Source organism: Nocardia sp. NPDC056000 (assembly GCF_042269265.1).
Taxonomy (GTDB): Bacteria; Actinomycetota; Actinomycetes; order Mycobacteriales; family Mycobacteriaceae; genus Nocardia.
Genome location: NZ_JBHJXS010000001.1, coordinates 614,219 through 635,440 on the forward strand (window position 1 = coordinate 614,219; position 21,222 = coordinate 635,440).

Annotated in this window: 22 protein-coding genes; 4 read left to right on the forward strand and 18 right to left on the reverse strand. The window is 66.3% G+C overall.

Annotated features, from left to right (window positions below):
* Positions 1-6: 6 nt before the first annotated feature.
* The gene (locus tag ACFC4D_RS02870; RefSeq protein ID WP_364633541.1) at positions 7-993 is read right to left on the reverse strand and encodes a DJ-1/PfpI family protein; all 987 of its coding nucleotides are present in this window, start codon (positions 991-993) and stop codon (positions 7-9) included.
* A 111-nt stretch (positions 994-1,104) separates the two neighbouring features.
* Between ACFC4D_RS02870 and ACFC4D_RS02875 the strand changes: the two genes are divergently transcribed.
* On the forward strand, positions 1,105-1,695 hold the full coding sequence (locus ACFC4D_RS02875) for an isochorismatase family protein (RefSeq protein ID WP_376061435.1): 591 nt from the start codon (positions 1,105-1,107) through the stop codon (positions 1,693-1,695).
* Positions 1,696-1,749: 54 nt separating this feature from the next.
* Positions 1,750-2,919: an erythromycin esterase family protein gene (locus tag ACFC4D_RS02880; protein ID WP_376061437.1), complete on the forward strand. Its 1,170-nt coding sequence runs from the start codon at positions 1,750-1,752 to the stop codon at positions 2,917-2,919.
* Here ACFC4D_RS02880 and ACFC4D_RS02885 read toward each other — a convergent pair.
* Entirely contained in the window at positions 2,896-3,855 is a 960-nt protein-coding gene (locus tag ACFC4D_RS02885) for a MerR family transcriptional regulator (protein WP_376061439.1), read from the reverse strand. The two genes, ACFC4D_RS02880 and ACFC4D_RS02885, sit on opposite strands and share 24 nt — an antisense overlap.
* 41 nt (positions 3,856-3,896) lie before the next feature.
* On the opposite strand from ACFC4D_RS02885, the gene ACFC4D_RS02890 reads away from it, so the two are divergent.
* On the forward strand, positions 3,897-4,676 hold the full coding sequence (locus tag ACFC4D_RS02890; protein ID WP_375967030.1) for an SDR family NAD(P)-dependent oxidoreductase: 780 nt from the start codon (positions 3,897-3,899) through the stop codon (positions 4,674-4,676).
* On the opposite strand, the gene ACFC4D_RS02895 is transcribed toward ACFC4D_RS02890, so the two are convergent.
* From ACFC4D_RS02895 to ACFC4D_RS02965, 15 genes are all read right to left on the reverse strand, one after another.
* Positions 4,646-5,308 carry a TetR/AcrR family transcriptional regulator gene (locus ACFC4D_RS02895; protein WP_376061440.1) on the reverse strand — a complete coding sequence of 221 codons (663 nt, stop codon included), beginning with the start codon at positions 5,306-5,308 and terminating at the stop codon, positions 4,646-4,648. The two genes, ACFC4D_RS02890 and ACFC4D_RS02895, sit on opposite strands and share 31 nt — an antisense overlap.
* Positions 5,305-6,033: a TetR/AcrR family transcriptional regulator gene (locus ACFC4D_RS02900; RefSeq protein WP_376061891.1), complete on the reverse strand. Its 729-nt coding sequence runs from the start codon at positions 6,031-6,033 to the stop codon at positions 5,305-5,307. Before ACFC4D_RS02900 ends, ACFC4D_RS02895 begins: the two co-directional genes overlap by 4 nt.
* Entirely contained in the window at positions 5,946-6,605 is a 660-nt protein-coding gene (locus tag ACFC4D_RS02905; RefSeq protein ID WP_376061443.1) for a hypothetical protein, read from the reverse strand. Before ACFC4D_RS02905 ends, ACFC4D_RS02900 begins: the two co-directional genes overlap by 88 nt.
* A gap of 15 nt (positions 6,606-6,620) precedes the next feature.
* The gene (locus ACFC4D_RS02910; protein WP_376061444.1) at positions 6,621-7,571 is read right to left on the reverse strand and encodes an MlaD family protein; all 951 of its coding nucleotides are present in this window, start codon (positions 7,569-7,571) and stop codon (positions 6,621-6,623) included.
* The gene (locus ACFC4D_RS02915; protein ID WP_376061447.1) at positions 7,568-8,575 is read right to left on the reverse strand and encodes an MlaD family protein; all 1,008 of its coding nucleotides are present in this window, start codon (positions 8,573-8,575) and stop codon (positions 7,568-7,570) included. The genes ACFC4D_RS02910 and ACFC4D_RS02915 overlap by 4 nt, the downstream gene beginning before the upstream one ends.
* Positions 8,572-9,498, reverse strand: coding sequence for an MCE family protein (locus ACFC4D_RS02920; RefSeq protein ID WP_364633523.1), 927 nt, complete (start codon positions 9,496-9,498; stop codon positions 8,572-8,574). The genes ACFC4D_RS02915 and ACFC4D_RS02920 overlap by 4 nt, the downstream gene beginning before the upstream one ends.
* Positions 9,498-10,517 (reverse strand): MlaD family protein, encoded by a 1,020-nt coding sequence (locus ACFC4D_RS02925; RefSeq protein ID WP_375967020.1) that lies wholly within the window; start codon positions 10,515-10,517, stop codon positions 9,498-9,500. Before ACFC4D_RS02925 ends, ACFC4D_RS02920 begins: the two co-directional genes overlap by 1 nt.
* Positions 10,508-11,515: an MlaD family protein gene (locus tag ACFC4D_RS02930; protein ID WP_376061448.1), complete on the reverse strand. Its 1,008-nt coding sequence runs from the start codon at positions 11,513-11,515 to the stop codon at positions 10,508-10,510. The genes ACFC4D_RS02925 and ACFC4D_RS02930 overlap by 10 nt, the downstream gene beginning before the upstream one ends.
* A complete protein-coding gene (locus tag ACFC4D_RS02935) occupies positions 11,512-12,570 on the reverse strand; it encodes an MlaD family protein (RefSeq protein ID WP_376061451.1) in 1,059 nt (352 codons plus the stop codon). The genes ACFC4D_RS02930 and ACFC4D_RS02935 overlap by 4 nt, the downstream gene beginning before the upstream one ends.
* A gap of 4 nt (positions 12,571-12,574) precedes the next feature.
* Positions 12,575-13,444 carry an ABC transporter permease gene (locus ACFC4D_RS02940; protein WP_364633515.1) on the reverse strand — a complete coding sequence of 290 codons (870 nt, stop codon included), beginning with the start codon at positions 13,442-13,444 and terminating at the stop codon, positions 12,575-12,577.
* Positions 13,444-14,274: an MlaE family ABC transporter permease gene (locus ACFC4D_RS02945; protein ID WP_375967016.1), complete on the reverse strand. Its 831-nt coding sequence runs from the start codon at positions 14,272-14,274 to the stop codon at positions 13,444-13,446. Before ACFC4D_RS02945 ends, ACFC4D_RS02940 begins: the two co-directional genes overlap by 1 nt.
* Positions 14,275-14,520: 246 nt before the next feature.
* Positions 14,521-15,669: an NAD(P)/FAD-dependent oxidoreductase gene (locus tag ACFC4D_RS02950; protein ID WP_376061453.1), complete on the reverse strand. Its 1,149-nt coding sequence runs from the start codon at positions 15,667-15,669 to the stop codon at positions 14,521-14,523.
* On the reverse strand, positions 15,666-15,851 hold the full coding sequence (locus ACFC4D_RS02955; RefSeq protein WP_364633510.1) for a rubredoxin: 186 nt from the start codon (positions 15,849-15,851) through the stop codon (positions 15,666-15,668). The genes ACFC4D_RS02950 and ACFC4D_RS02955 overlap by 4 nt, the downstream gene beginning before the upstream one ends.
* Positions 15,841-16,032 carry a rubredoxin gene (locus ACFC4D_RS02960; protein ID WP_364633508.1) on the reverse strand — a complete coding sequence of 64 codons (192 nt, stop codon included), beginning with the start codon at positions 16,030-16,032 and terminating at the stop codon, positions 15,841-15,843. The genes ACFC4D_RS02955 and ACFC4D_RS02960 overlap by 11 nt, the downstream gene beginning before the upstream one ends.
* The gene (locus ACFC4D_RS02965; RefSeq protein WP_375967012.1) at positions 16,032-17,258 is read right to left on the reverse strand and encodes an alkane 1-monooxygenase; all 1,227 of its coding nucleotides are present in this window, start codon (positions 17,256-17,258) and stop codon (positions 16,032-16,034) included. Before ACFC4D_RS02965 ends, ACFC4D_RS02960 begins: the two co-directional genes overlap by 1 nt.
* Before the next feature lie 109 nt (positions 17,259-17,367).
* Between ACFC4D_RS02965 and ACFC4D_RS02970 the strand changes: the two genes are divergently transcribed.
* A complete protein-coding gene (locus tag ACFC4D_RS02970; RefSeq protein ID WP_376061455.1) occupies positions 17,368-17,979 on the forward strand; it encodes a TetR family transcriptional regulator in 612 nt (203 codons plus the stop codon).
* A 3-nt stretch (positions 17,980-17,982) separates the two neighbouring features.
* Here the strand turns inward: ACFC4D_RS02970 and ACFC4D_RS02975 are convergent, their stop codons facing one another.
* The gene (locus tag ACFC4D_RS02975; RefSeq protein WP_376061457.1) at positions 17,983-21,162 is read right to left on the reverse strand and encodes a carboxyl transferase domain-containing protein; all 3,180 of its coding nucleotides are present in this window, start codon (positions 21,160-21,162) and stop codon (positions 17,983-17,985) included.
* Positions 21,163-21,222: the final 60 nt, after the last annotated feature.

Consider the following 21,222-nt stretch of genomic DNA (forward strand, 5'->3'; position numbering starts at 1 on the left):
CCGGACTCAGTTGATCCGGAAGCGGTTTCGATATTCGGTGGGCGTCGTATCGAGGATGCGGCGAAAGGCGCGGGTGAGCGTATCGGTGGTGTTGAAGCCGCTCAGCGTGGCAATGCGCGCCAGGGTGTGATCACTGGTTTCCAAATGATTCCGGGCCGCCTCCACGCGTGCGGATTCGATGTACGCGGCCGGGGTCATACCGAGATCGGTTTTGAAGACCCGGCTCAACTGCCGTTCGCTCACATGCGCCTGCGCGGCCAGATCGGTGACGGTCAGCGGTTCGCTGATATGCCGGGAAATGTAGAGCCGCAACTCCTCTATCCGCCGCGTCGTGGACAGCGGCTCCAGCGAAACGCTGAATTGGCTTTGGCCGCTTGGCCTTTTGAGATACATGACGAGCTGACGCGCCACCCGCAGCGCGGCCGCGTCGCCGAAGTCATCGGCGACCAGCGCCAGCGAAAGGTCCAGGCAGGCCGTCAAACCCGCACCGGTCCAGACATCGCCGGAGCGAATGTAGATCGGATCGGCGTCGACCTCCACGGCCGGATGGTCGGCGGCCAACTGCTGTGCGGTGGACCAGTGCGTGGTGGCGCGCTTACCGTCCAGCAGTCCGGCATCGGCGAGGATATGCGCGCCGACGCAGACCGAAGCGATCCGACGGGCATGGGCGGACAGGGCTTTCACCCAGCCCACCACCATCGGATCGCAGACCGCGCGCACCCGGCGGTCGGCGTCGACCTCGACCGCGCCCGGCACGATGAGCGTATCGATGGCACGCGCCGCGATGTCCTCGAAAGTGCTGTCCGGCAATACCCGCACCCCCGCCGAGGTGGTGATCGGGTCCATCGTCTCGGCCGCGAGCAGCACCCGATATCCGGTCGGCGCATCCACCTCGCGCTCCAGCAGCGCGAACACCTCCGGCGGACCGGTGACATCGAGTAGGTCCACGCCCTCGAACAGGACGACGACGATCAGGCGTTCCTTGGTGCGCATGGCCGCTCCGCTGCGATTCGGGTGATGTCCGGATTTGCAGGTTACATGACATTTCCGACACGCCGATTCGGGCCTAGCGTGATAGACATTCACTTCCCGAAAGGATGTTCCATGGCTTCCACCACGCTGCGTGAGCTCGACGGTCTCGATCAGACTCCGGCTTCGCTCGCCGATTCGACCCTCGTCCTGATCGACTACCAGAACACCTACACGCGCGGTGTCATGGAACTCACCGGCTGGGAAGCCGCGCTCGACGCCGCGGCCGATCTGCTGGCCCGGGCCCGCGCGGCCGGATCGACGATCATCCACGTCATCAATGACGGCGGCGAGGGCACGCCCTACGACATCACCGCCGAGATCGGGCAGATCCACCCCCGCGTCGCGGCCCTCGAGGGCGAGGCGGTGGTGGTGAAGACCGCGCCGAACAGTTTCATCGACACCGATCTCGGCGAGCGAATCGACGCGGCGGGCAATAAGAACGTCATCCTCATCGGCTTCATGACCCACATGTGCGTGCAGTTCACCGCCGAGGGCGCGTTCCTGCGCGGTAATGCGCCGACCGTGGTCGCCGATGCCTGCGCCACCCGCCCGCTGTCCACCGCCGTGGCCGAGGTCTCGGCCGAGCAGTTGCACAATGCCGCGCTCGCCACCATCGGCGACGTGTACGCGGTGGTCGTGGCCAAGGGTTCGGAGCTGAAGTAGCGCCGGTCACAAGCCCCTTGACCTGAACCTTTGTTCAGGTACGAGAGTGGCGGTATGAACGCGACCTCCACTCCGGCACTGCCTTCGGCCGGTTTCACCCTGTCCGATCTGCCGATCCGGCCGCTGGATGCGGCCGGGCTGGCGGAAATCGCGCGCTCGGTGGCCACCGCCCAGGTGGTCGGCATCGGCGAATCGACCCGGTTCGCACCCGAGACCTTCGCCATTCGCGATGCGCTGTTCCATCTGCTGGTGCAGCAGTACGGGTTTCGCACGGTGGCGCTCCAGGACAGCGCGGATGTGGCCGCCGTGCTCGACGACTACGTGGTGACCGGTGCGGGGTCGGCCACCACGGCGCTCGAAAATGCCTGGGGGCCTTGGCGGCACGCGGAGATGGCGACCGCGCTGGACTGGATTCGGGATTTCAATCGCGAGCATCCCGCCGATCCGGTGCGGATCATCGCCGTCAAACCGGCACAGGCGAAACCGGCGGATTACGACCTGGTGCTGGCAGCCGTCCGGCAGGCCGCACCGGAACTGCTCGCCGAACTCGCCGCACATCTGGACCCGATCCGCACCGCGCACGATACCGATGAGCATGTGCAGCGCGCCCAGGGCATCCATCCCGGCCGCGCCTTCCGGGAACGCGCCGAAGACGCTGCCACCCTGGTCAATTCACTGAAGATCTCCGATGAGGCGCGGGCCGCGATGCGGGCGATCGTGGATTTCCACCGCAATAGTGTGGCCGGGCGCGGCAGCTTCGTCGGCGATGACGCGATCTGGGCGACCACGATCATCGACCACCGGATCGCCACCGGACAGCGCATCGTGTACTGGGATGGCATCGCGCACAGCGCCGCCACCACGCTGGGTGAGCAACCCACCGCGGACACCCCGCCGACCGTCGGCAGCGTGCTGCGCGGGCATTACGGCGACGACTACGTCTCCATCGCCATCGGCTTCCACCACGGCGATGTGGGCATAGTCGATATCCCCTCCCCCGCACCGGATTTCGCGGATTCCGTGCTCGGATCGTCCGAACTGCCGGTGCACTGGTCCGATCTGCGCGCCGCCGATCCCATCGGCCCGGCCAAGCTGCGGGTCATCAGCGGCGTCTACAACCCGGCCCAGGACACCGCGGCGTTCATCGCGGTGGCATCGCTGTCCGCCGCCTTCGACGTGCTGATCCACGTTCGCGAAGTCTCACCGCTGCACTGGTTCTCCTGATCCGGCCGGGTGCGCCCGCAGCACGGCGGCGAACCAGGTGAAGATCGGCGACATATCCGGCAGCGGCGGCCAGCCGTTGATGGCGCCGAGCAGTCGCCAATAGCGTTCCACGCGCGGGTCATTGGCGATACCGAGCCGCTCCAGCATCCAGCGGCGCAGCTCGGTGTCGTCCGGCTTGCCGAAAGTCTCGGCGTAGCGGGCGGTGAGATCGTCGAGAACCGTTGCCGCCGCGCCGGATTCGGGGTCGAGGCCCGCCGCGAGCGCCGCGCCGACCTCGGTGCGCACCGCCTCGGTGAGATCGTGATGCAGTCCGGTGGTCTCACCGCCGGCGCGCTCCCTGGCCTGGTACTCGACCATATGTCGCACGGCCGCACGGAAATCGGGGTCCTGCACCAGATCGGCCAGCTCGATCCACGCCTCGACCTGATGCGGCTCGGGATCCTCGGGCAACTCCGGCATGGCGGTGCGCACCAGTTCCGCCATCTCGGGATTGCCGTCGGCCGAGCCGAAGGTGTCATCGATGAAATCGTGGATGAGGCGTTGGCGTTCGGCATCGGAGAGCTGAACGAGCTTGTGCATGAGGGTCATCTCCCGTGGGTCGGATTCTCGTTTGGCAACGGCGCGCAGCACCGCGCGCCGCAGTCGCAGCACCCGGATCTGCAAATCCAGGGCCTGCGCATGGACGGCCGCCACCTGCGCCACGGTGATCTCATCGGCCAGCACCCGGCGAACGGTGGCCAGATCAACCCCCAGATCGCGCAGCGTCCGGACCAGTTCGAGCTTGGCCACCGCCGCGGCGTCGTAGAGCCGGTAGCCGGCGGGGGTGAATTCGGTGGGCGGCACGATTCCGCGATCCGCGTAGAACCGGATGGTCTTGACCGTGAGCCCGGTCCGTTCGGCCAGGGCCCCGATGGTGAAGAGCGCTTCGTCGTCCATGTGATATAGCTTGCTGTCTCCCCCTGATGGAGACTCAAGCGGTGACTACGGAAAATTTCCTCGCAGGGCTGTTTTCGCTGGAAGGGCGGGTCGCGCTCGTCACCGGGGGCAGTTCGGGCATCGGGCGCGGTATCGCCGGGGCGCTCGCGCAGGCCGGGGCGAAGGTCGTCATCGTGGCGCGCCGGAAAGCGGAACTGGCCGAGACCGTCGCCGAGTTCGCGGTGGACGGATGTGAAATGAGCTGGGTGAGTGCGGATCTCGGGACGCGGGCCGGGGTGCGAGCGGCCGCCGAGGAGGCGGTGGGGGTCTACGGTGAGCCCGATATCCTGGTCAATTGCGCGGGGATCAATCTGCGGCCGCCATTCGCCGAACTCGGTGAGGACGTGTGGGATCAGACCATGGCGGTGAATCTGGACGCGCCGTTTCTGCTCGGGCAGCGCTTCGGACCGGGTATGGCGGCGCGCGGTTTCGGGCGCATCATTCACATCACCTCGCAGCAGGCGCATCGGGCGTTCGTGAACAGCGGCGCGTACGGGGTATCCAAGGGGGCGCTGGAATCACTGGCCCGATCGCAGGCCGAGACCTGGTCACCGCACGGGGTGACCTGCAATACGCTGGTGCCGGGTTTCGTGCTGACGCCGTTGAATCGGCGGTTGCAGGACGATCCGGAGCGGGTGCGGGCGCTGGCCGCGCGAACCATGGTCGGCCGCAATGGGATTCCGGACGATTTCGCGGGTGCGGCGGTATTTCTCGCGAGTGCGGCGTCGGCGTATGTCACCGGGCAGGCCATTCACGTGGACGGCGGATTCTCCGTGCACTGATCCGCCGCGCCGATCGCGGTGATCAGGAAGGTGGTGAGCTGACCGCGCACGCGCTCGCGGGTGAGTCCGTCCGCACCGCCGCGCAGGGCCGAGAAGAGCGCGGAGACCAGCACCGAGAGCAGCACCTCGCCCGCGATATCGGCGTCCAGCCGGGAGTCCAGGAAGCCGCGTTCCATCCCGCGGCTCACCTGCTCGACCGCCTGCACGCCGTAGAGCCGGGCATTGTGCATACAGCGCTCGATCACCCGATCATCGATCGACGACGCTTCCAGCAGTAGGAAATTCACCAGTCCGGGTTCGGTCTCGACCAGGTCGTAACAGCGGTCGATGACGCGTTCGTAGCGGGCCCGGAAGTCCGCCATCGAGGTGGGCGGCGTATCGGCCTCGGGTCCGAGCAGACGCTCACGGATATGGTCGAAGCAGTGGTCGATGACCGCGTCGAGGATGTCCCGCTTGTTCTCGAAGTAGTTGTAGAAGGTGCCGTGGCTGACGCCCGCGGCGGTGGCGATATCGTCGACGCCGATACCGCGGAAACCCCGCGTCATCACCAATTCGTATGCGGCGCTCACCAATTCGGTGCGCCGCTGCTCCGCGCGCACGGCATGGCGAGCGGTCCGGACCGGATCGCTCACGAAGCCGCCCGCCGCGCGCGCAGCGTCTTCTCCAGCAATTGCAGCATCATGGTGGCGGTGCGCTCCCGGGCCCGCGGATCGGAAATGCCGTGCAGTTCGCGCAGCAGCACCGGCACCACCAGCGTCAGGATGGCGTGCGCGATCACCGGCGGATCGATATCGGCGCGAATCCAGCCCTCGCGCACCCCGCGCGCCAGCTCACCGGCGACCAGCGATGCGGTGACCGCCTCCAGGCCGAACAACCGTTGCGCCAGTTCGGGATCGATGGCCCCGGCCTCGACCAGCAGCAGTCGCAGCACCCGCGGTTCCCGCTCGAGCAGGTCGTACATGCCGTGTATGGCCATGCGCAACGCTTCCATGAGGTCGTCCAGGCTCTTGGCGGTGCCGACCAGATCCGGGATCCGCACCGAGTCGATCACCTTCTCGACCCCGAAATCGATGACATGGTCCAGGATTTCGCGCTTACTGCCGAAATACCGGTAGACCGTGCCCTGGCCGATTCCGGCGCGCGCGGCCACCGCCGATATGGCGGTGGCCTCGTACCCCTGAGCGGTGAACACCTCGAACGCGGCTTCGATGATCTGCCGGCGCCGCCGCAGTGGAAGCCCGGGCTGCGGCGGCCGCCCTGTGCGCGGGGCTATTTCGCGGCCCCGTCCTTGGCCGCGTCCTTGGCGACGCCGTCCGTGCTGAGCCCGTCCTTGGGACCGAAGTCCACGACCAGCCAGTCGCCGCCGCTCTTGGCGACCGTGACCAGCAGCAGATTCGGCTTGGTGGCCGGATCGGTCTGCTGGATGCTCTGGGTGCGCTGCAGGGCGTAGACGGTGACCGCGTACTGATCGTTGCCCTTGGCCTCCACCGAGGTGCCCATCACCTTGCCGGTGGCGGTCACCTGGGCCCCGGTCATGATCTTGGTGAGGGCGTCGTGCGTCTGGGTGAACTTATCGCGCAACGGCTGTGAGGTATCGCGCTGCACGCCGTCGAAGAAGGCGGGCAGATTCTTGTAATCGTAGGTCAGCGAGCGGGTCGCGTAGTCGGTCGCGATCTCGGCGGCCCGATCCCGATCGGAGTTGTTGGCGCGCAAGGCATTCAGATCGCCGGTGGCGCCGTACCAGAGCACCCCGAGCGCCAGCGCCAGCACGGCGAGCAGCGCGGCGGCGGACAGCACGATCGTGTCCTTGCGACGGCCGATCGCGGCCAACCGCACCGGCCGGTCAGGTTCGGCCGCGGTCACCGGCGCATCCACCACGGTCGTCTTCTCCAGCACCACGGGGGCTTCGCTGTTCTCGTTCACACTCATGATCGCCTGCTCTCTCTATCGAGGAAAATCAACGCCGACATGGGCTTTGCCATCGCCGGGGAATACCGTGGCCAGCAGATCCACAATCGATCCGGCGTCCACTCGCAACGGTTTGGTCGCGCGGGTCGAGGGTTCCAGCGCGGTGGCGATGAACCCCAGATCCGGGCCGATCATGGACAGGTACTGATCGATCCGGGTGACCAGCGGCCCCAGCGGATCGTCGAAAATATGCTCGCCGACATAGGAGTAGTTCTGGAACGCGGCGATGATGTGCAGCAGTTCGGGCAGCGCCGAATCGATATCACCGGCGGCGGCGGTGAGCGAGGGCGCGCGGCCGTCGAATCGATCGCCGAGGGTCTGCACGTTCGAGTACAGCCGCGCGATGGCATCGCGCTTGTCCCGCAGCAGATTCGCGGTCCCGGTCAGGGCCTTGGTGAGGTTCGCGATATCGGCGTCGCGGCCCTCGAAACCGGCCGCGACCGTGGTGGCCAGATGTTGGAGTTTGACCGGATCCAATTGCGCGGTGAGCGCGTCCAGCTTGGCGAGCGCGTCACCGACGGTGCTGGCGACCTTCACCTGCCGCTGCGGTACGACGCTGCCGTCGTGCAGATACGGTCCGGCGGTGCCGGTGGGCCGGAAGTCGATGAACTGCTCCCCCGCCGCCGACAGGTTGGCGATCTGCACCACGCTGTCCACCGGAATCCGGTATTTGGCATCGTATTCCAGCGTGACGGCCAGTCCGCGGGTCGTCGCGCCGATACTGTGCACCCGGCCGATCGGCATACCGCGCAGGGTCACCTCGGAGGTCTTCATCAACCCGCCGGAGGAGTCCAGCAGGACGGTGACGCTGTTGTTATCGCGGCGCGGATCCAGTTTCAGCACGCCGACCGCCATATAGCTGCCGCAGATCAGCGTCAGCACCATGAGCAGGACCAGTGACACCGGCCCGGAGAGTGAGAGTTTCACGGCACCATCCCCAGCGCTCGCATGGTCGTGATCAGCTGATCGGCCTGCACATCCGCCGACACCCGGTCCACCCGCACATCCGGGGACTCCAGGAAGGGAATCAGCTTGTCCCGCAATAGATTATGGAAGGCGTCCAGGTTCTGGGACAGGGTGATGTCGGAGTATCCGATGGTCACCGCCGCCGGTGCCAGAATCTGCACGATGGAGCGGATATCGCCGACGTGCGGCAGCACCAGCGTGCTGACATTGCCCGCCAGCTGGCCACCGCTGATGATCAGCTTCACCACGTTGAACAGCACGGCCGACAGGCCCGCCGCCCGCTCCGGACCGTAGGTGAGAATGCGGTCCACCGCATCGCGCCCGGACTCCAGCTTGCCGGTGATCTGCTGCGCCGAGATCAGGATGCGATCCAGATCGGCGCTGTGCGAAGCCATATCGCTCAGCGCCGCGCGCCCGGCCCGGTTGATGCGATCCAATTCGGCCGGATCGCTCGGGAAGGCCGCGTTCACATCGGTGACCAGCTGTTCGATATCCGCCCAGCGTCCACCGGTGATGATATTGGACAGCGCCCGCAGAATGTCCTCCACATTGGTGGCGGGCACGGTCTGCGAGACCGGGATGACATCACCGTCGCGCAGGAATACGGCCGGTGCGTTCTTCGGCGCTTCCAGCGCGATATGGATATCGCCGAGGATGGTGCTCTGCCGCAATTCCGCCGTGGTGGTCTTGGGCAGTTTGGCGTCCGCGTGCACCTTGACCGTGGCGACCGCGGTATTGCCGATCAGATCGATGTGATCGAGCATGCCGATCTCGACGCCGTCGGCGATCACCTTGGCGCGATCGGGCAGATTCAATACCGAGCCGAATTCGATTCGCACGGTGTAGGTGTCACCGCTGGGATAGGTCCCCGGAATGGGGATATCGGTGGCCCGCACCCCGCAGCCGCTGAGCAGCAGGGTGACCGCGGTCAGGGCCGGAACGACCCGCGATGCGATACGCCTCATTTCGCACCCGCCCCCGGTAGTTGCGCCGCCAGCGGCGGCAGCTGGGCGAGCAGGGCGGCGATATCGCCCTGATGCTGCTGCAGGAAGTCGTGCGCCTGCGGCAGATACAGATCCAGGAAGCCGTAGACCTGCTGATCGTATTTGCCGACATTGCGCGCCAGCACCGGCAGGAATTCCACCGCGATATCCACCGCACCGGCGAATTCGGTGGAGAAGTCGCCGATCAATTGTAGTCCGGCGCGCAGATTGTCCAGTACCAGCGCCATATCCGGCCAATTGCTGACGAACATGGTGGTGAGGGTGTCCAGGTTGTCGACCAGTCGCCGGAACACCACATCGCGCTGCGATGGATCGCCGACCACGGCCGAAAGCCGTTGCAGCAGTTGATTCCACTGCGGCCCGGTACCGCTGATCGCCGCGTCGGCGGCGGTCAGCGTGTCATTGAGCAGGGTGTCATCGGCCTTCCCGCCGCCGGTCAGATCCCCGGCCAATTTGCCCATGGCATCGAGCGCTTCGCTGATGCCGATGGGGGTCTTGGTGTGGTCCAGCGCAATGCATTTCGAGGTGTCGAACCTCGGTCCGGCGGTATACGGCTTGGTCAGCTCCACATGCCGGTCGGTCACAATGGAACTCGACATGGTGACCGCCTCGATATCGGCGGGCAGTTTCACCTTGTCGCCGATGCTCATGGTGACCCGCATACGGTCACCGAGCGATTCGATCTTCGATACGGTGCCGATCTCGACCCCGAGCATGGTCACGCTATTGCCCTGATAGAGCCCGACGGTATCGGTGAATTCGGCGCATACGCTCTGTTTGGTTTCGCGTACCGTCCCCGCCCAGGTCACGCCCGCGGCCACCACCACGGCGACCACGACCGCCGCACCGGTGGCGAGCGCTGTTCTTCCTCGCGTCCACTGCATCAGCACGCCTTGCCTTCGTAGGGAATGCACACCTGAATTCCATCGGCCGGTGTGTTCGCCTTGACCTGAACCCCGAGCAGGCCATTGAGTTTGGCGATCACATCGCGCAAACCGTTCACCACGGTGTCCAGCCGATTCGGATCGGCGAATACCTTCGAGAACAGCTGCTCCAGCTGCGTCACCGACGGTTCGATGGAATCGCCGTACGCCATGATCGGCCGGTCCAGTACCACCAGCAGCCGCTTCACCAGGTTGAAGACGGTGACGATATCGTCCTTGCGATTTCCGAGTTGATCGGCGACCTCGCCGAGCTGGCGCACGAAATCGGCCACGAGCGCTTTGTCATCGGCGATGGCGGCGATGTATTCGTCCGAGATCTGCAGGGTGGTGTTGAGCTGCCGGGTGCGATCGGCCAGGATGCCGGTCAATTCATTGGCGTTGTTGATGATTCCGCGCAGTGCGTCCGGCTGCCCGGCCAGCGCCTTGTTCAGCTCACCGACGGTATCGCGCATCGTGCCCGCGTCGACCTTGCCGAAGATCGGCGTGCCCTTGTCCAGGATATCGCTGAGCTCGAACGGGGTTCCGGTGCGCTCGGGCGGAATGTGCTTGGCTCCCAGCGTCTTGTCCCCGGTCGGGACCAGCGCCAGATAGTGCCCGCCGATCGGGGTGAGCATCTTGACCTCGACCGAGGCCCGATCCCCCACCCGCACATCGGATTTCACGGTGAAGCTGACCTCGACATGATCGCCGACCAGGTCCACCGAACGGATCTTGCCCACATTGATGCCCGCCACCCGGACCTCATCGCCCGCCCGGGCACCGCCGGAGATCTTGAAGTCCGCGATATAGGTGTGCTGCCCGAACGGCACCACGTACAGGGTGCCCGCGATCAACAGCGCCACCGCGCAGACCGCGACACCGGCTATGCCCCAGCGCAATTGCTTCTGCTGATCACCGCGCCCGGTCAGGGTGTCGCGGATCAGCGCCCCGAAGTATTGGATCAGCGCCTTCAATTGCACACCACCAGGTTCTGATTGGACAGGATGACGCCCGCGAGGGCGGGCAGCGCCGCCTCACCGTTGGAACAGGTGATCCGCGGTTTCACCCCGTTACCGGGCACGTTCTCGTTCAGACCGGTCACCAATTGCGGTGTGAGCGCCAGGATCTGGGTGAGCTGGTCGGTCTGCGGAACCAAGCGCCGCAGCAGACCGTCGATCGGGCCGTAACCGATGTCATAGGCGTCCCGGGTCTGCTCCAGCAGCGGAATCAGCGGGGCGAGCGCGCCTTTCGCCGAATCGATCGCGGACAGGATGGTCTGGGTCTTACTGGTGAACTGGCGCAGAATCCCGGCCAGCTGCGCCACCAGATCGCCGACCGCCTGGGATTTGCCGCCGATCTCATCGGAGACCAGACCCAGATTGCGGATGAGCAGCACGATCACCGCCTCGCTGTTGCGGGCGTGTTTGGTGAGCGTATCCAGATCCGAGAGCACCGGGCCGATACCCGAACCGTCGCCCTGGATCACCCGCAGCAGATTGTCACCGAACTGATTGAGCTGCGCCGGATCCAAGGTGTCGAACATCGGTTTGAACCCGTTGAACAGTTTGGAGACGTCGAAGCTGGCGATGGTGCGCTGTACCGGGATGGTCGCGCCCGCTTTCAGTTTCGCGCCGCCAGTGCCCTCGGTCAGCAGTTCCACATAGCGCTGGCCGATCAGATTCTGATAGCGCACCGCCGCCTTGGTGTTGTCGAAGATGGGCCGGTTGGTGTCGACGGTGAAATGCACCCGCGCCTGTGCGCCGTCCAGTTCCACCGTCTCCACCTTGCCGACCGCGACACCGGACATGCGCACCGAGTCACCGGCGAAAAGCCCCGACACATCGGTGAATACGGCGTCGTAGCCGACCTTGTCCCCCGGGATCGGGGTGCGCAGCGCGGTCACGATGAAGACCGAACAGGCCGAGACGATGAGCAGGAAGATCACCAGTTTGACGGAGGATTTGGCGATATCGTTCATTTCTGCGGACCTCCCTGCGCCGGAGCCCCCAGCGCCGGAGCTCCCAGCGAATCAGCCAGGTAGGGCATGGTTTTCACGATCAGCTCGAGTTGCAGCTGCACGTGACCGTCCACCTCCGGGAAGGCTTCGTTCATGGCGCGCAGCAGATTCGGAATCCGGTTGTAGGCCGGGGCCACCGTGCCGAGCGAAACGCTCACCGGCACCGCCACATCCAGCACCCCGCTGAGCACCTTCTCCAGCTCGGGATTATTGCGCTGCAACAGATTCGAAATACCGATCAGCACAGCCTGATCCACCCCGTCGGTGGCCTTATCGGTGCGCGCGCGATTGTCCGGGTCACCGAAGTACGCGGACTGCTCCAACACCGCCAGGATGGCGTGCCCGGCCGAGGGCGTCAGCGCGGCGAACGCACCGGTCATATCCGCGCCGATATCGATGTAGTGCCCGATCGGGGCCTTCTGACCGTCGGCCAGCATGCGCGCGGTCTCGAAGAACGATTGCAGCACCGGCCCCAGACTGTCGGCATTGTCCAGCAGCAGATCGAAAAGCCTGCGCACGGTATCGGAGTCGAGCACCTGGGTAAGCCGGGCCGCACGCCGGAATACGCCCGCGACGGTGGCATTGGTTGCGTTCTCGCCGATCTGCAGCACGGCGTTCTCGCGCAGGGGCGCGCCGTTCTTACCGGCGACCAATTCGATTGCGCTGGAACCGAAGACGTTCGACGAGGTGAAGCGCGCGGTCACATCATCGGTGAGGGCGGCGGCCTGGGAACGGTCGATCTGCACCTGAATGCGCTGATGGCCGTAACCCACCGTCTCGACCTCGCGCACGGTCCCGATGGCATAGCCGCGGAACTTCACCTCCGCGCCCGGCGCGAGACCCTCGCCGAGGGTGGCCGCATCGATGGTGATCTGGAAGCGATCCGCGAAAGAGCCACGGGCATAGGAGGTTACGAGCACCGTCACCACGACCAGCACGATCGCCAGCAGTACCCCGCGCAGGCGCAGCATCCACGGTCCGGCACTCCGTCCGGAGTGATCCTTGAATACGCTCATCACATCACCCCGAAATCCTGATGCCGACGTCCAGGCCCCAGATCACGATGGTGAGGATCATGTCCAGGATGACCACCAGCACCAGGCTGGCGCGAATCGCGCGGCCCGAGGCCCGGCCCACGCCCTCCGGTCCACCCGAGGCGTAGAAGCCCTGGTAGCCGTGGATGAGAATGATGGCGATGACGAAAATCGTTGCCTTGATCAGGGATGCGACCACATCGGCGGGTTGCAGGAACGCGTCGAAATAGTGGTAGTAGGTGCCCGAGGACTGCCCGTGCAGCACATTCACCACCGTCGCGCAGGACAGGTACGACAGGATCAGCGTGAGCAGATGCAGCGGCACGATGGTGATCACGCCCGCGATGACGCGGGTGGTCACCACGAACGGCATCGGCCGGATCCCGATGGCCTCCAGCGCGTCGATCTCCTCGGAGATGCGCATGGCCCCGATCTCGGCGGTCATGCGGCAGCCCGCCTGGGCGGCGAAACCGATGGCGGCCACCATGGGAGCCATCTCCCGGGTATTGGCGTAGGCCGAGACGAACCCGGTGAGCGGGCCCATACCGACCATGTTCAGCGCGGTGAAACCCTCCACGCCGATGGAACCGCCGACCGCGATACCGAGGAAGGCCAGCACCGCCACGGTGCCGCCGCCGACGATGATCGCCCCGGAGCCCCAGGTGATATCGGACAGGATGAGCATGGTCTGCCGCCGGTACACCCGCAGCGTATGCGGGATGGCGGCGAGTACCTCGTAGACGAAAGTCGCTTGGTGCCCGAGGGATTCGAAGATCCCCAGCGGGGCCTGCGCGCCGCGTTCGGCGGCCCGGCCGACCGCGCCGAAGGCGTGATAGTTGGCGGGAACCTGGGTCATCAGCCCACCTGCGTCGGAATGAACATCGAAACCAGCTGGGTGATAACGAGATTCACGCCGAAGGCGGCGATGACGCCGATCACCACGGCCGCGTTCACCGCATTGGCCACGCCCTTGGGACCGTGCATGGCCTCCAGCCCGCGCTGACAGGACACCACCAGCACGATGATGCCGAAGAGCACCGATTTCACGATGGCCACCACCAGATCGCTCATCTTGGCGAAGGCCGCGAAGGCGGACAGATAGCTGCCGGGCGTCACACCCTGGAAGCCCACCGCGATCACATAGCCGGTGAACACGCCCATGAAGATAATCAGCATGCACAGCAGCGGCGTGAGCGCGATCATCGCCGCCAATCGCGGGGCGACCAGCCGGCGGATCGGATCGATTCCCATGGTGCGCAACGCATCCACCTCATCGCGGATGGTGCGCGCGCCGAGATCGGCGGCAATGGCCGAACCCGCCGCACCGCCCAGCAGCAGCGCGGTCACCATGGGCGCGCCCTGCCGAATGACGCCGAGGCCGCCCGCCGCACCGGAGACCGAACTCGCGCCGACCTGCTGGGTCAGGCTGCCGACCTGCACCGCGACGATGACGCCGAATGGAATCGCCACCAGCACAGCGGGAATGGCGGTGACGCTGACGATGAACCAGCCCTGCTGCAGGGTGTCGCGCCACGGATGTTTGAGGGCCACGATATCGGTGACCAGGTAGCGGAAGGCCGCCACCGCGAGTTGAATGGTGCGCCCGAATGTGCGCAACCCCGAGAGAACGAACTCGACCGCCTGCCGAATCAACGGCTCAGGCCCCCGAATGACCTTGTCGACCAATGCTTACCACCCCGTTGCCCCAATGGGTCCGTACCGACCCAGACGGACAGTAATACAGATTTCGGACTGACGTGTCAGTCTTCACTGGTTTCGTCCGAGGGCTTGACCAACCGCGCGGTTCGGGTGAAAAATACCCGCGCGCGAGCGGATGCCGCCTGGTCAGGGAGATTTCAGCAAGGTATCGGCAAATGCGAAATGCCCCTGATCAACACGGTTGATCAGGGGCATTTCACTCTTTGCGCGCGGTTAGCTCTCAGCCGCGATCCGCGCTCGGGCAGCGCGAATATCGGCCGGACGACCAATGGAGACAGCGCCTCTGAGACAGCCGTCGCGGGAGGCGAGCACGGTGATATCCGGCGTACCCGGCGTGCCCTGGATCTCCAGCTCGTCCTCCGGCGCGATCCGTCCCGCGAACTGGATGTTCACCCCGTATTGCGAGGACCAGCCCCAGGACACCCCCGCCGGGCCGACCGGCAGGCCGAGCATGGACTTCGCCGCGGCCGCGCCCTGCTCCAGGGCGCTGTTCCAATGTTCTTCGCGCACATACGCGTTGAGCTTCGGTGCGAAACGCGCGGCGACATCACCGGCGGCGAAGACGCCCGGAATCGAGGTGCGATACGCCTCGTCGACCAGGATGCCGTCGTCGATCTTCACCCCGGCGGATTCGGCCAGTGCGGTATCGGGCAGCGAGCCGATGGCGACCAGCGCCGCCCCCGCACTCCAGTGGCGACCCTCGGCCGAGGTGGCCAGCACCCCGGCGGTCGTGCGCTCCACACCGGTCAGCACGACATCGGAGTGGATCTCGACGCCGTTGTCCGCGTGCAGCTTCCGGACGTAGTCGCCGATGATCGGCGGTGCGATGCGATCCAGCGGAGCCGCACCGGCATCCAGGATCGTTACGCGCGCACCGAGTTTCGCTGCGGTCGCGGCGACCTCGCAACCGATCAGCCCGGCCCCGATGATCAGCAGCGATCCGCTGTCGATGGCGCGGCGCAGGGCCGCGATATCGGCGTGCCCGCGCAGGGTGTGCACACCGGTCTCGGCTCCCGGTAAGCGCCGGGCCCGCGCGCCGGTGGCGAGCAGCAGTGCGTCGTAACCGATTTCGCCGCCATCGGTCAGGCGCACCAGCCTGTGCTCGGCGTCGATGCTCGCGGCGGTGACGCCGAGGCGCACCTCGATCCGCTGTTCCGGCCAGAACTCGGCGGTCTCCAGCAGGGTGCGCCGTTCCAGCGCCGTCCCGGCCAGCAGTTCCTTGGACACCATGGGCCGCCGGTACGGCAGCCCGCGTTCGGTGCCGAGCAGCACGATCTCACCGTCGAAGCCCGAGCTCCGCAGGGTCTTGGCGGCGGTGGCGCCCGCGACGCCGCCGCCGATGATCACCATGCGCTCGGTCACGACCGGCTGACCTCGACCATCTCGAAATCCGCCTTGGCCGCACCGCAATCGGGGCAGGACCAGTCCTCGGGGATATCGGCCCAGCGGGTGCCGGGACCGATGCCGTCCTCGGGCCAGCCCAGGGCTTCGTCGTATTCGAAACCGCAGACCAGGCAGCGGAAGAGTTTGTAATCAGTGCTCATGATCAGCTCCTGTTGTCGCGGTGACGGATTCGAAGTCGAGCTTTTCCCGCACGCCGCAGTCCGGACAGCACCAGTCATCGGGCACCGACGACCAGGGTGTGCCCGCCGGAAAACCCTCGCGGGGTGCGCCTTTGGCCTCGTCGTACACGTAATCGCAGACGGGGCAACGGTAGGCGGCCATCACCGGGTCCCGTAGCGGGCGAGCACGCGATCACGCTTGCCGGGCTGGATGTTCACCAGGGTGATATCGCCGTCGTAGTGGTTCAGCACCCGGCGATCCATCACCCGCCGCCACAGTGGCGGGAAGTAAGCCAGGGTGATCATGCTCGCGTAACCGCTGGGCAGATTCGGCGCACCGTCCATACTGCGCAGCGTCTGATACCGACGGGTCGGGTTCGCGTGATGATCGCTGTGCCGCTGCAGGTGGTACAGGAAGATATTGGTGACGATATGGTCCGAATTCCAGCTGTGCTCGGGGGTGCAGCGCTCATAGCGGCCGCTCGCGGTGCGCTGGCGCAGCAGACCGTAATGCTCGAGGTAGTTCACCGTCTCCAGCAGCGCGAAACCGTAGACGGCCTGCAGGACCAGGAACGGGAGCACGATCGGGCCGAAGACCGCGGCCAGCACGCCCCACAGCACCACCGACATGAGCCAGGCATTGAGCACGTCATTGTGAATCGTCCACGGGCGCTTGCCCAGACGGTGCAGTCGCGCCGCCTCCAACTCCCAGGACGAGCGCAGGCTCCCCCAGACGCTGCGGGGCAGGAAGGTCCAGAACGATTCGCCGAAGCGCGAACTCGCGGGATCCTCCGGGGTCGCCACCCGCACGTGATGGCCGCGATTGTGCTCGATGTAGAAGTGCCCGTAGAACGTCTGCGCCAGGGTGATCTTGGAGAGCCAGCGCTCCAATTCGGCCTTCTTATGGCCGAGTTCATGCGCGGTATTGATGCCGACGCCGCCCACCACACCGATGCTCAGCGCCAGGCCGATCTTGGAGATCAGGCTCAGACCGCCGTCGATGCCGAGCCAGGACAGATCACTCGCGGTCCACAGGTAGCAGGCGTACGCCAGGCTCAGCAGCTGGAACGGGATGTAGGCGTAGACGCAGTAGCGGTAGTAGCGATCGTTCTCCAGATACTCCATCACCTCATCGGGCGGATTCTGGCCGTCCGGGCCGAAGAACCGGTCCAGGATGGGGAGCAGCACGTAGACCAGCAGCGGGCCGATCCACCACCAGACGGGCGCGACCGCGTCCCAGCCGAATTGGTTGAAGGCCGCCACCAGACCGGTGGTGAGGAAGAGCGCGGTGGGCGCGATCAGGCCGAACAGCCACAGGTAGCGCTTGCGGTCCCGCCATTGCGGGGACGGGGCCACGGGCGTCGACTCGTCGATTCGAGACGTCGTCATTGTCGATCTCCTTGCATTTACACTTCTTGAAGAAGTGTATTCAGTAGATACACTCTTCGTGAGAATGTCAACGAGCGAGACGAAAGACGTGCTCATGTACCATCACGACGTGGCAGAAACGCCGAACTTCCAGACCGAGATGCGCCAGCTGTTGCGCGAACGCATCATCGACAGCACCCGCGGCATCGTCTGCGCCGAAGGCTGGGGCGCGGTGAACATGTCCCGGCTGGCCAAGGAGGTCGGGGTCAGCCGACCGGTCATGTACAAGGAGTTCGGCAACAAGCACGAACTGGCCGAAGTGGTGATCCGGCGCGAGGTCGACGGCTTCCTGGTCGGCATCGCCGAGGCCGTGGCCGTGCACCCCGAGGACGTTCTGGCGGGTTTACGCGAAGCGGTCGACTACACGCTGCGCACCGGTGCGGACAACACCCTGCTCAAGGCCGTGCTCGCGGGGCGCACCGCACCGGACACCGCACTGCTGCCGGTCCTGATGACCGAGCCCGAACCCGTGCTGGGGCGCGCCATCGAGGCGGTCACCGCACTGGTGCGGAGCCAGTACGGGCTGACCGCGCTCTCGGACACCGAACTGGCCTCGCTGACCGAAACCCTTGTCCGACTGGCCCTGAGCCATTTGTTCCAGCCGACCGGACCCATCGACAAGGCCGTCGATCAGATCATCGTGGTGATCGCGAGCGTGCTGGGTCCGGTGCTGGCGGGCTGACCGCTACCGCAGCGAGGAGATCCAGCGGCGGGTGTCGGCCGGATCGATCACATCGTCGAGTTCCAGCACGGTCGCCGCGGTGAGGGCTTTGCCACTGGCGTAAGCCATCTGGACCAGATTGTCGAAGGCGGTCTGACGGGCGGCCGGGTCCTCGATGGCGGCCAGTTCCTTCGCGAAGCCCAGGCGCACAGCGCCTTCCAGGCCCATACCGCCGATTTCGCCGGTGGGCCAGGCGATCACGAAATTGGGGGCGCGGAACGAGCCCGCCGCCATGGCCTGTGCGCCGAGACCGTAGCCCTTGCGCAGGATGATGGTGCCCCAGGGCACGGACAGGGCGGCGGCGCCGATGAACAGGCGACTGAACTTGGTGACGGTGGCGTGCGTCTCGGCCTCCGGGCCGACCATGAATCCCGGTGTATCGCACAGGGATACGACCGGCAGTCGATGGGCGTCACAGAGTCGCAGGAAGGCGCTGAGCTTATCGGCGGCGGGGGCGTCGATCGCACCGCCGAGATGGTGGCAATCGTTGGCGATCAGGCCGTAGGGGCGGCCTTCGACCCGGACCAGGGCGGTGATGATGCCGGTACCCCAGTCCCGGCGCAGTTCCAGCACCGAATCCAGATCGGCGACGGATTCGATGGCGGCCCGGATATCGAAGGCGCGCAGGCGATCCTCCGGGATCACATGGCGGGCGAGCCGGGGATCCGGTGCGGTCCACTCCGATTCGGCACCCTGGAAGTACGACAGATAGCGCCGGGCCAAGTCGACGGCTTCGGCCTCATCGGCGGCGACCAAGTGCACCACACCGTTTCGGCGCTGCACCTCGATCGGGCCGATGTCCTCGGGAGCGTAGACGCCCAGGCCGCCGCCCTCGATCATGGCGGGACCGCCCATGCCGATATTCGCGTCCGGGGTCGCGATCACCACATCGCACATGCCCAGCAGCGCGGCGTTTCCGGCGAAACAGCGACCCGACACCACCCCGATGAGCGGGGCCTGACCGGACAGCGCGCCCATGGCGCGGAAGGTGGTGACATCGAGGCCGGAGATGCCCGGGTAATCGGTATCGCCGGGGCGGCCGCCGCCTCCTTCGGTGAAGAAGACCACCGGAAGACGCTGGGCGCGAGCGAGTTCCAGCATGCGATCGGTCTTGGCGTGATTGCGCATGCCCTGGGTGCCCGCGAGCACGGTGTAGTCGTAGGACATCACCATCGTGCGGGTGCGGTCGACGCCGAAGCGGTCGGCGTTGATGGTCGCCACGCCGCCGATGAGACCGTCGGCGGGGGTATTGGCGATCAAATCCTCCGGGCTGCGGCGCAGGCGCTGCGCCGCGACCGCCAATGCGCCGTATTCGAGGAAGCTGTCCGCGTCCACCAGATCGGCGATGTTCTCGCGAGCGGTCCTGCGGCCCAGGCGATGTCGTTTGGCGACCGCCTCGGGGCGGGATTCGTCTTGCCCCACCAGATGCCGGGCGAGCACCTCGGCCAGATCGGGGCGGATCGAATCCAGGTCCACCGCAACGGCATCGGCGTGCTCGCCGTCGTGATCGGCTTCGACCCACACCAGCAGGGGTGCGTGCGGATCGATCACCGCGCCGGGTGCGGTCAGTTGCCGGACCACCCGCAGCGGCTGTTCGGCGCGCAGCACATGCTGCATCTTCATCGCCTCCAGCACAACGATTTCCGCACCGGCGGGCACCACCGTGCCGGGCTCGGCCAGCGAGACTACGGTGCCGCCCATCGGGGAGCGCAGCGCCTGTTCGTCCCCGGCCAGGTCGACCGCGCCGGTTACGACGGCGACCTCTGGTCCGGCGTGCGGCGGCGGGGCGAAATCCGCTGCTCTGGAGACGAATTCGCCCACCAGGCGCTCGTACCAGGATGTCGAGACCGCACCCGCGCCAATGAGTTCGTCCAGTACTGCGCGCTGCACGGCCAGATTCGTCTCGACACCCGCGATCACCGTCTCCGCGAGCGCGTCCGCGGCCCGGCGCAGGGCAGCGGGATACGACGGTCCGCGCGCGATGATCTTGGCCAGCAGCGAATCGAAGCGCGGGTCCTGCCGCATACCGATCCCGGCGGCCGTATCCACCCGCACCCCCACCCCGGTCGGCGCGGCGAACTGCGTGAGCGTCCCGGTACTCGGCAGCACTTCCCCACCGGCCGTGACGATTTCGGCGTTCACCCGCACCTGCACGGCGTATCCGCGCGGCGCGCTCGCGGTCAGCTCCAGATCGGCCAGACTCCGGCCGCGCGCCAACTCGAATTGAATCGCGACCACATCCAGGCCGGTCACCTCCTCGGTGACGGTGTGCTCCACCTGCAACCTCGGATTCACCTCGAGGAACCAGCATTCCGACCCGCTGACCAGGAACTCCACCGTGATCACACCCCGGCAGCCCACCGACTCGGCCAGCCGCACCGCATACCCGTGCAATGAGTCCCGCAGTCCCGCATCCAGATTCGGCGCGGGTGCGATCTCGATCAGCTTCTGCTGCCGCCGCTGCACACTGCAATCGCGATCCCCCACCGCGATCGCCCGCTCGCCGTCGGCGATGATCTGCACCTCGATATGCCGGGCCTCGGTGATCAACGCCTCGGCGTACACGGCGTCATTCCCGAACCCCGCCAACGCTTCCGCACGACAGCGCTCATACGCGTCGGCGAGTTCACCGACTTCACGCACCACCCGCATCCCCCGGCCACCCCCACCGGCGGCGGCCTTGACCATGACCCCGCCGGGCCGCGCGGCAAGCAATTCCGCGACCTGTTCCACCGTCGCGTCACCCGCGGTCGCCGGAATCACCGGCAGCCCGGCACGTTCGGCCGCCGCTCGCGCCGCGACCTTATCCCCGAACAACCTCAGCACCTCGGGAGAGGGCCCCACGAAGGTCAGCCCCGCCGCGGCACACGCGGCGGCGAATTCCGCGCTCTCACTGAGGAACCCGTAGCCGGGGTGCACCAGCGCCCCATCCCCCGCCTTATGCGCCGCCCGCACCACCTCGTCCACATCGAGGTAGGCCGCCACCCCGCTTCCGGGCAGCCGCACCGCCTCATCGGCGAGCCGCGCCGCCATCGCATCGGCCTCGTCCCCGGTATGCAGGGCGAGCGCGGAATACCCCTGTTCCCGCGCACTGCGAACGATCCGGACAGCGATCTCACCACGATTGGCCACGACGACGTACATGCCGCCATCCTCGCAGCCGGGAAACGAAACGTGCGTGCAATCCCGCGGGCGGAGTGCCCG

What these genes read in the sequence shown, in the direction of transcription:
- ACFC4D_RS02870 (WP_364633541.1), bottom strand. Translation starts at nt 993, where the DNA reads ATGCGCACCAAGGAACGCCTGATCGTCGTCGTCCTGTTCGAGGGCGTG.
- ACFC4D_RS02875 (WP_376061435.1), top strand. Translation starts at nt 1,105, where the DNA reads ATGGCTTCCACCACGCTGCGTGAGCTCGACGGTCTCGATCAGACTCCG.
- ACFC4D_RS02880 (WP_376061437.1), top strand. Translation starts at nt 1,750, where the DNA reads ATGAACGCGACCTCCACTCCGGCACTGCCTTCGGCCGGTTTCACCCTG.
- ACFC4D_RS02885 (WP_376061439.1), bottom strand. Translation starts at nt 3,855, where the DNA reads ATGGACGACGAAGCGCTCTTCACCATCGGGGCCCTGGCCGAACGGACC.
- ACFC4D_RS02905 (WP_376061443.1), bottom strand. Translation starts at nt 6,605, where the DNA reads ATGAGTGTGAACGAGAACAGCGAAGCCCCCGTGGTGCTGGAGAAGACG.
- ACFC4D_RS02915 (WP_376061447.1), bottom strand. Translation starts at nt 8,575, where the DNA reads ATGAGGCGTATCGCATCGCGGGTCGTTCCGGCCCTGACCGCGGTCACC.
- ACFC4D_RS02920 (WP_364633523.1), bottom strand. Translation starts at nt 9,498, where the DNA reads ATGCAGTGGACGCGAGGAAGAACAGCGCTCGCCACCGGTGCGGCGGTC.
- ACFC4D_RS02930 (WP_376061448.1), bottom strand. Translation starts at nt 11,515, where the DNA reads ATGAACGATATCGCCAAATCCTCCGTCAAACTGGTGATCTTCCTGCTC.
- ACFC4D_RS02935 (WP_376061451.1), bottom strand. Translation starts at nt 12,570, where the DNA reads ATGAGCGTATTCAAGGATCACTCCGGACGGAGTGCCGGACCGTGGATG.
- ACFC4D_RS02940 (WP_364633515.1), bottom strand. Translation starts at nt 13,444, where the DNA reads ATGACCCAGGTTCCCGCCAACTATCACGCCTTCGGCGCGGTCGGCCGG.
- ACFC4D_RS02955 (WP_364633510.1), bottom strand. Translation starts at nt 15,851, where the DNA reads ATGAGCACTGATTACAAACTCTTCCGCTGCCTGGTCTGCGGTTTCGAA.
- ACFC4D_RS02960 (WP_364633508.1), bottom strand. Translation starts at nt 16,032, where the DNA reads ATGGCCGCCTACCGTTGCCCCGTCTGCGATTACGTGTACGACGAGGCC.
- ACFC4D_RS02965 (WP_375967012.1), bottom strand. Translation starts at nt 17,258, where the DNA reads ATGACGACGTCTCGAATCGACGAGTCGACGCCCGTGGCCCCGTCCCCG.
- ACFC4D_RS02975 (WP_376061457.1), bottom strand. Translation starts at nt 21,162, where the DNA reads ATGTACGTCGTCGTGGCCAATCGTGGTGAGATCGCTGTCCGGATCGTT.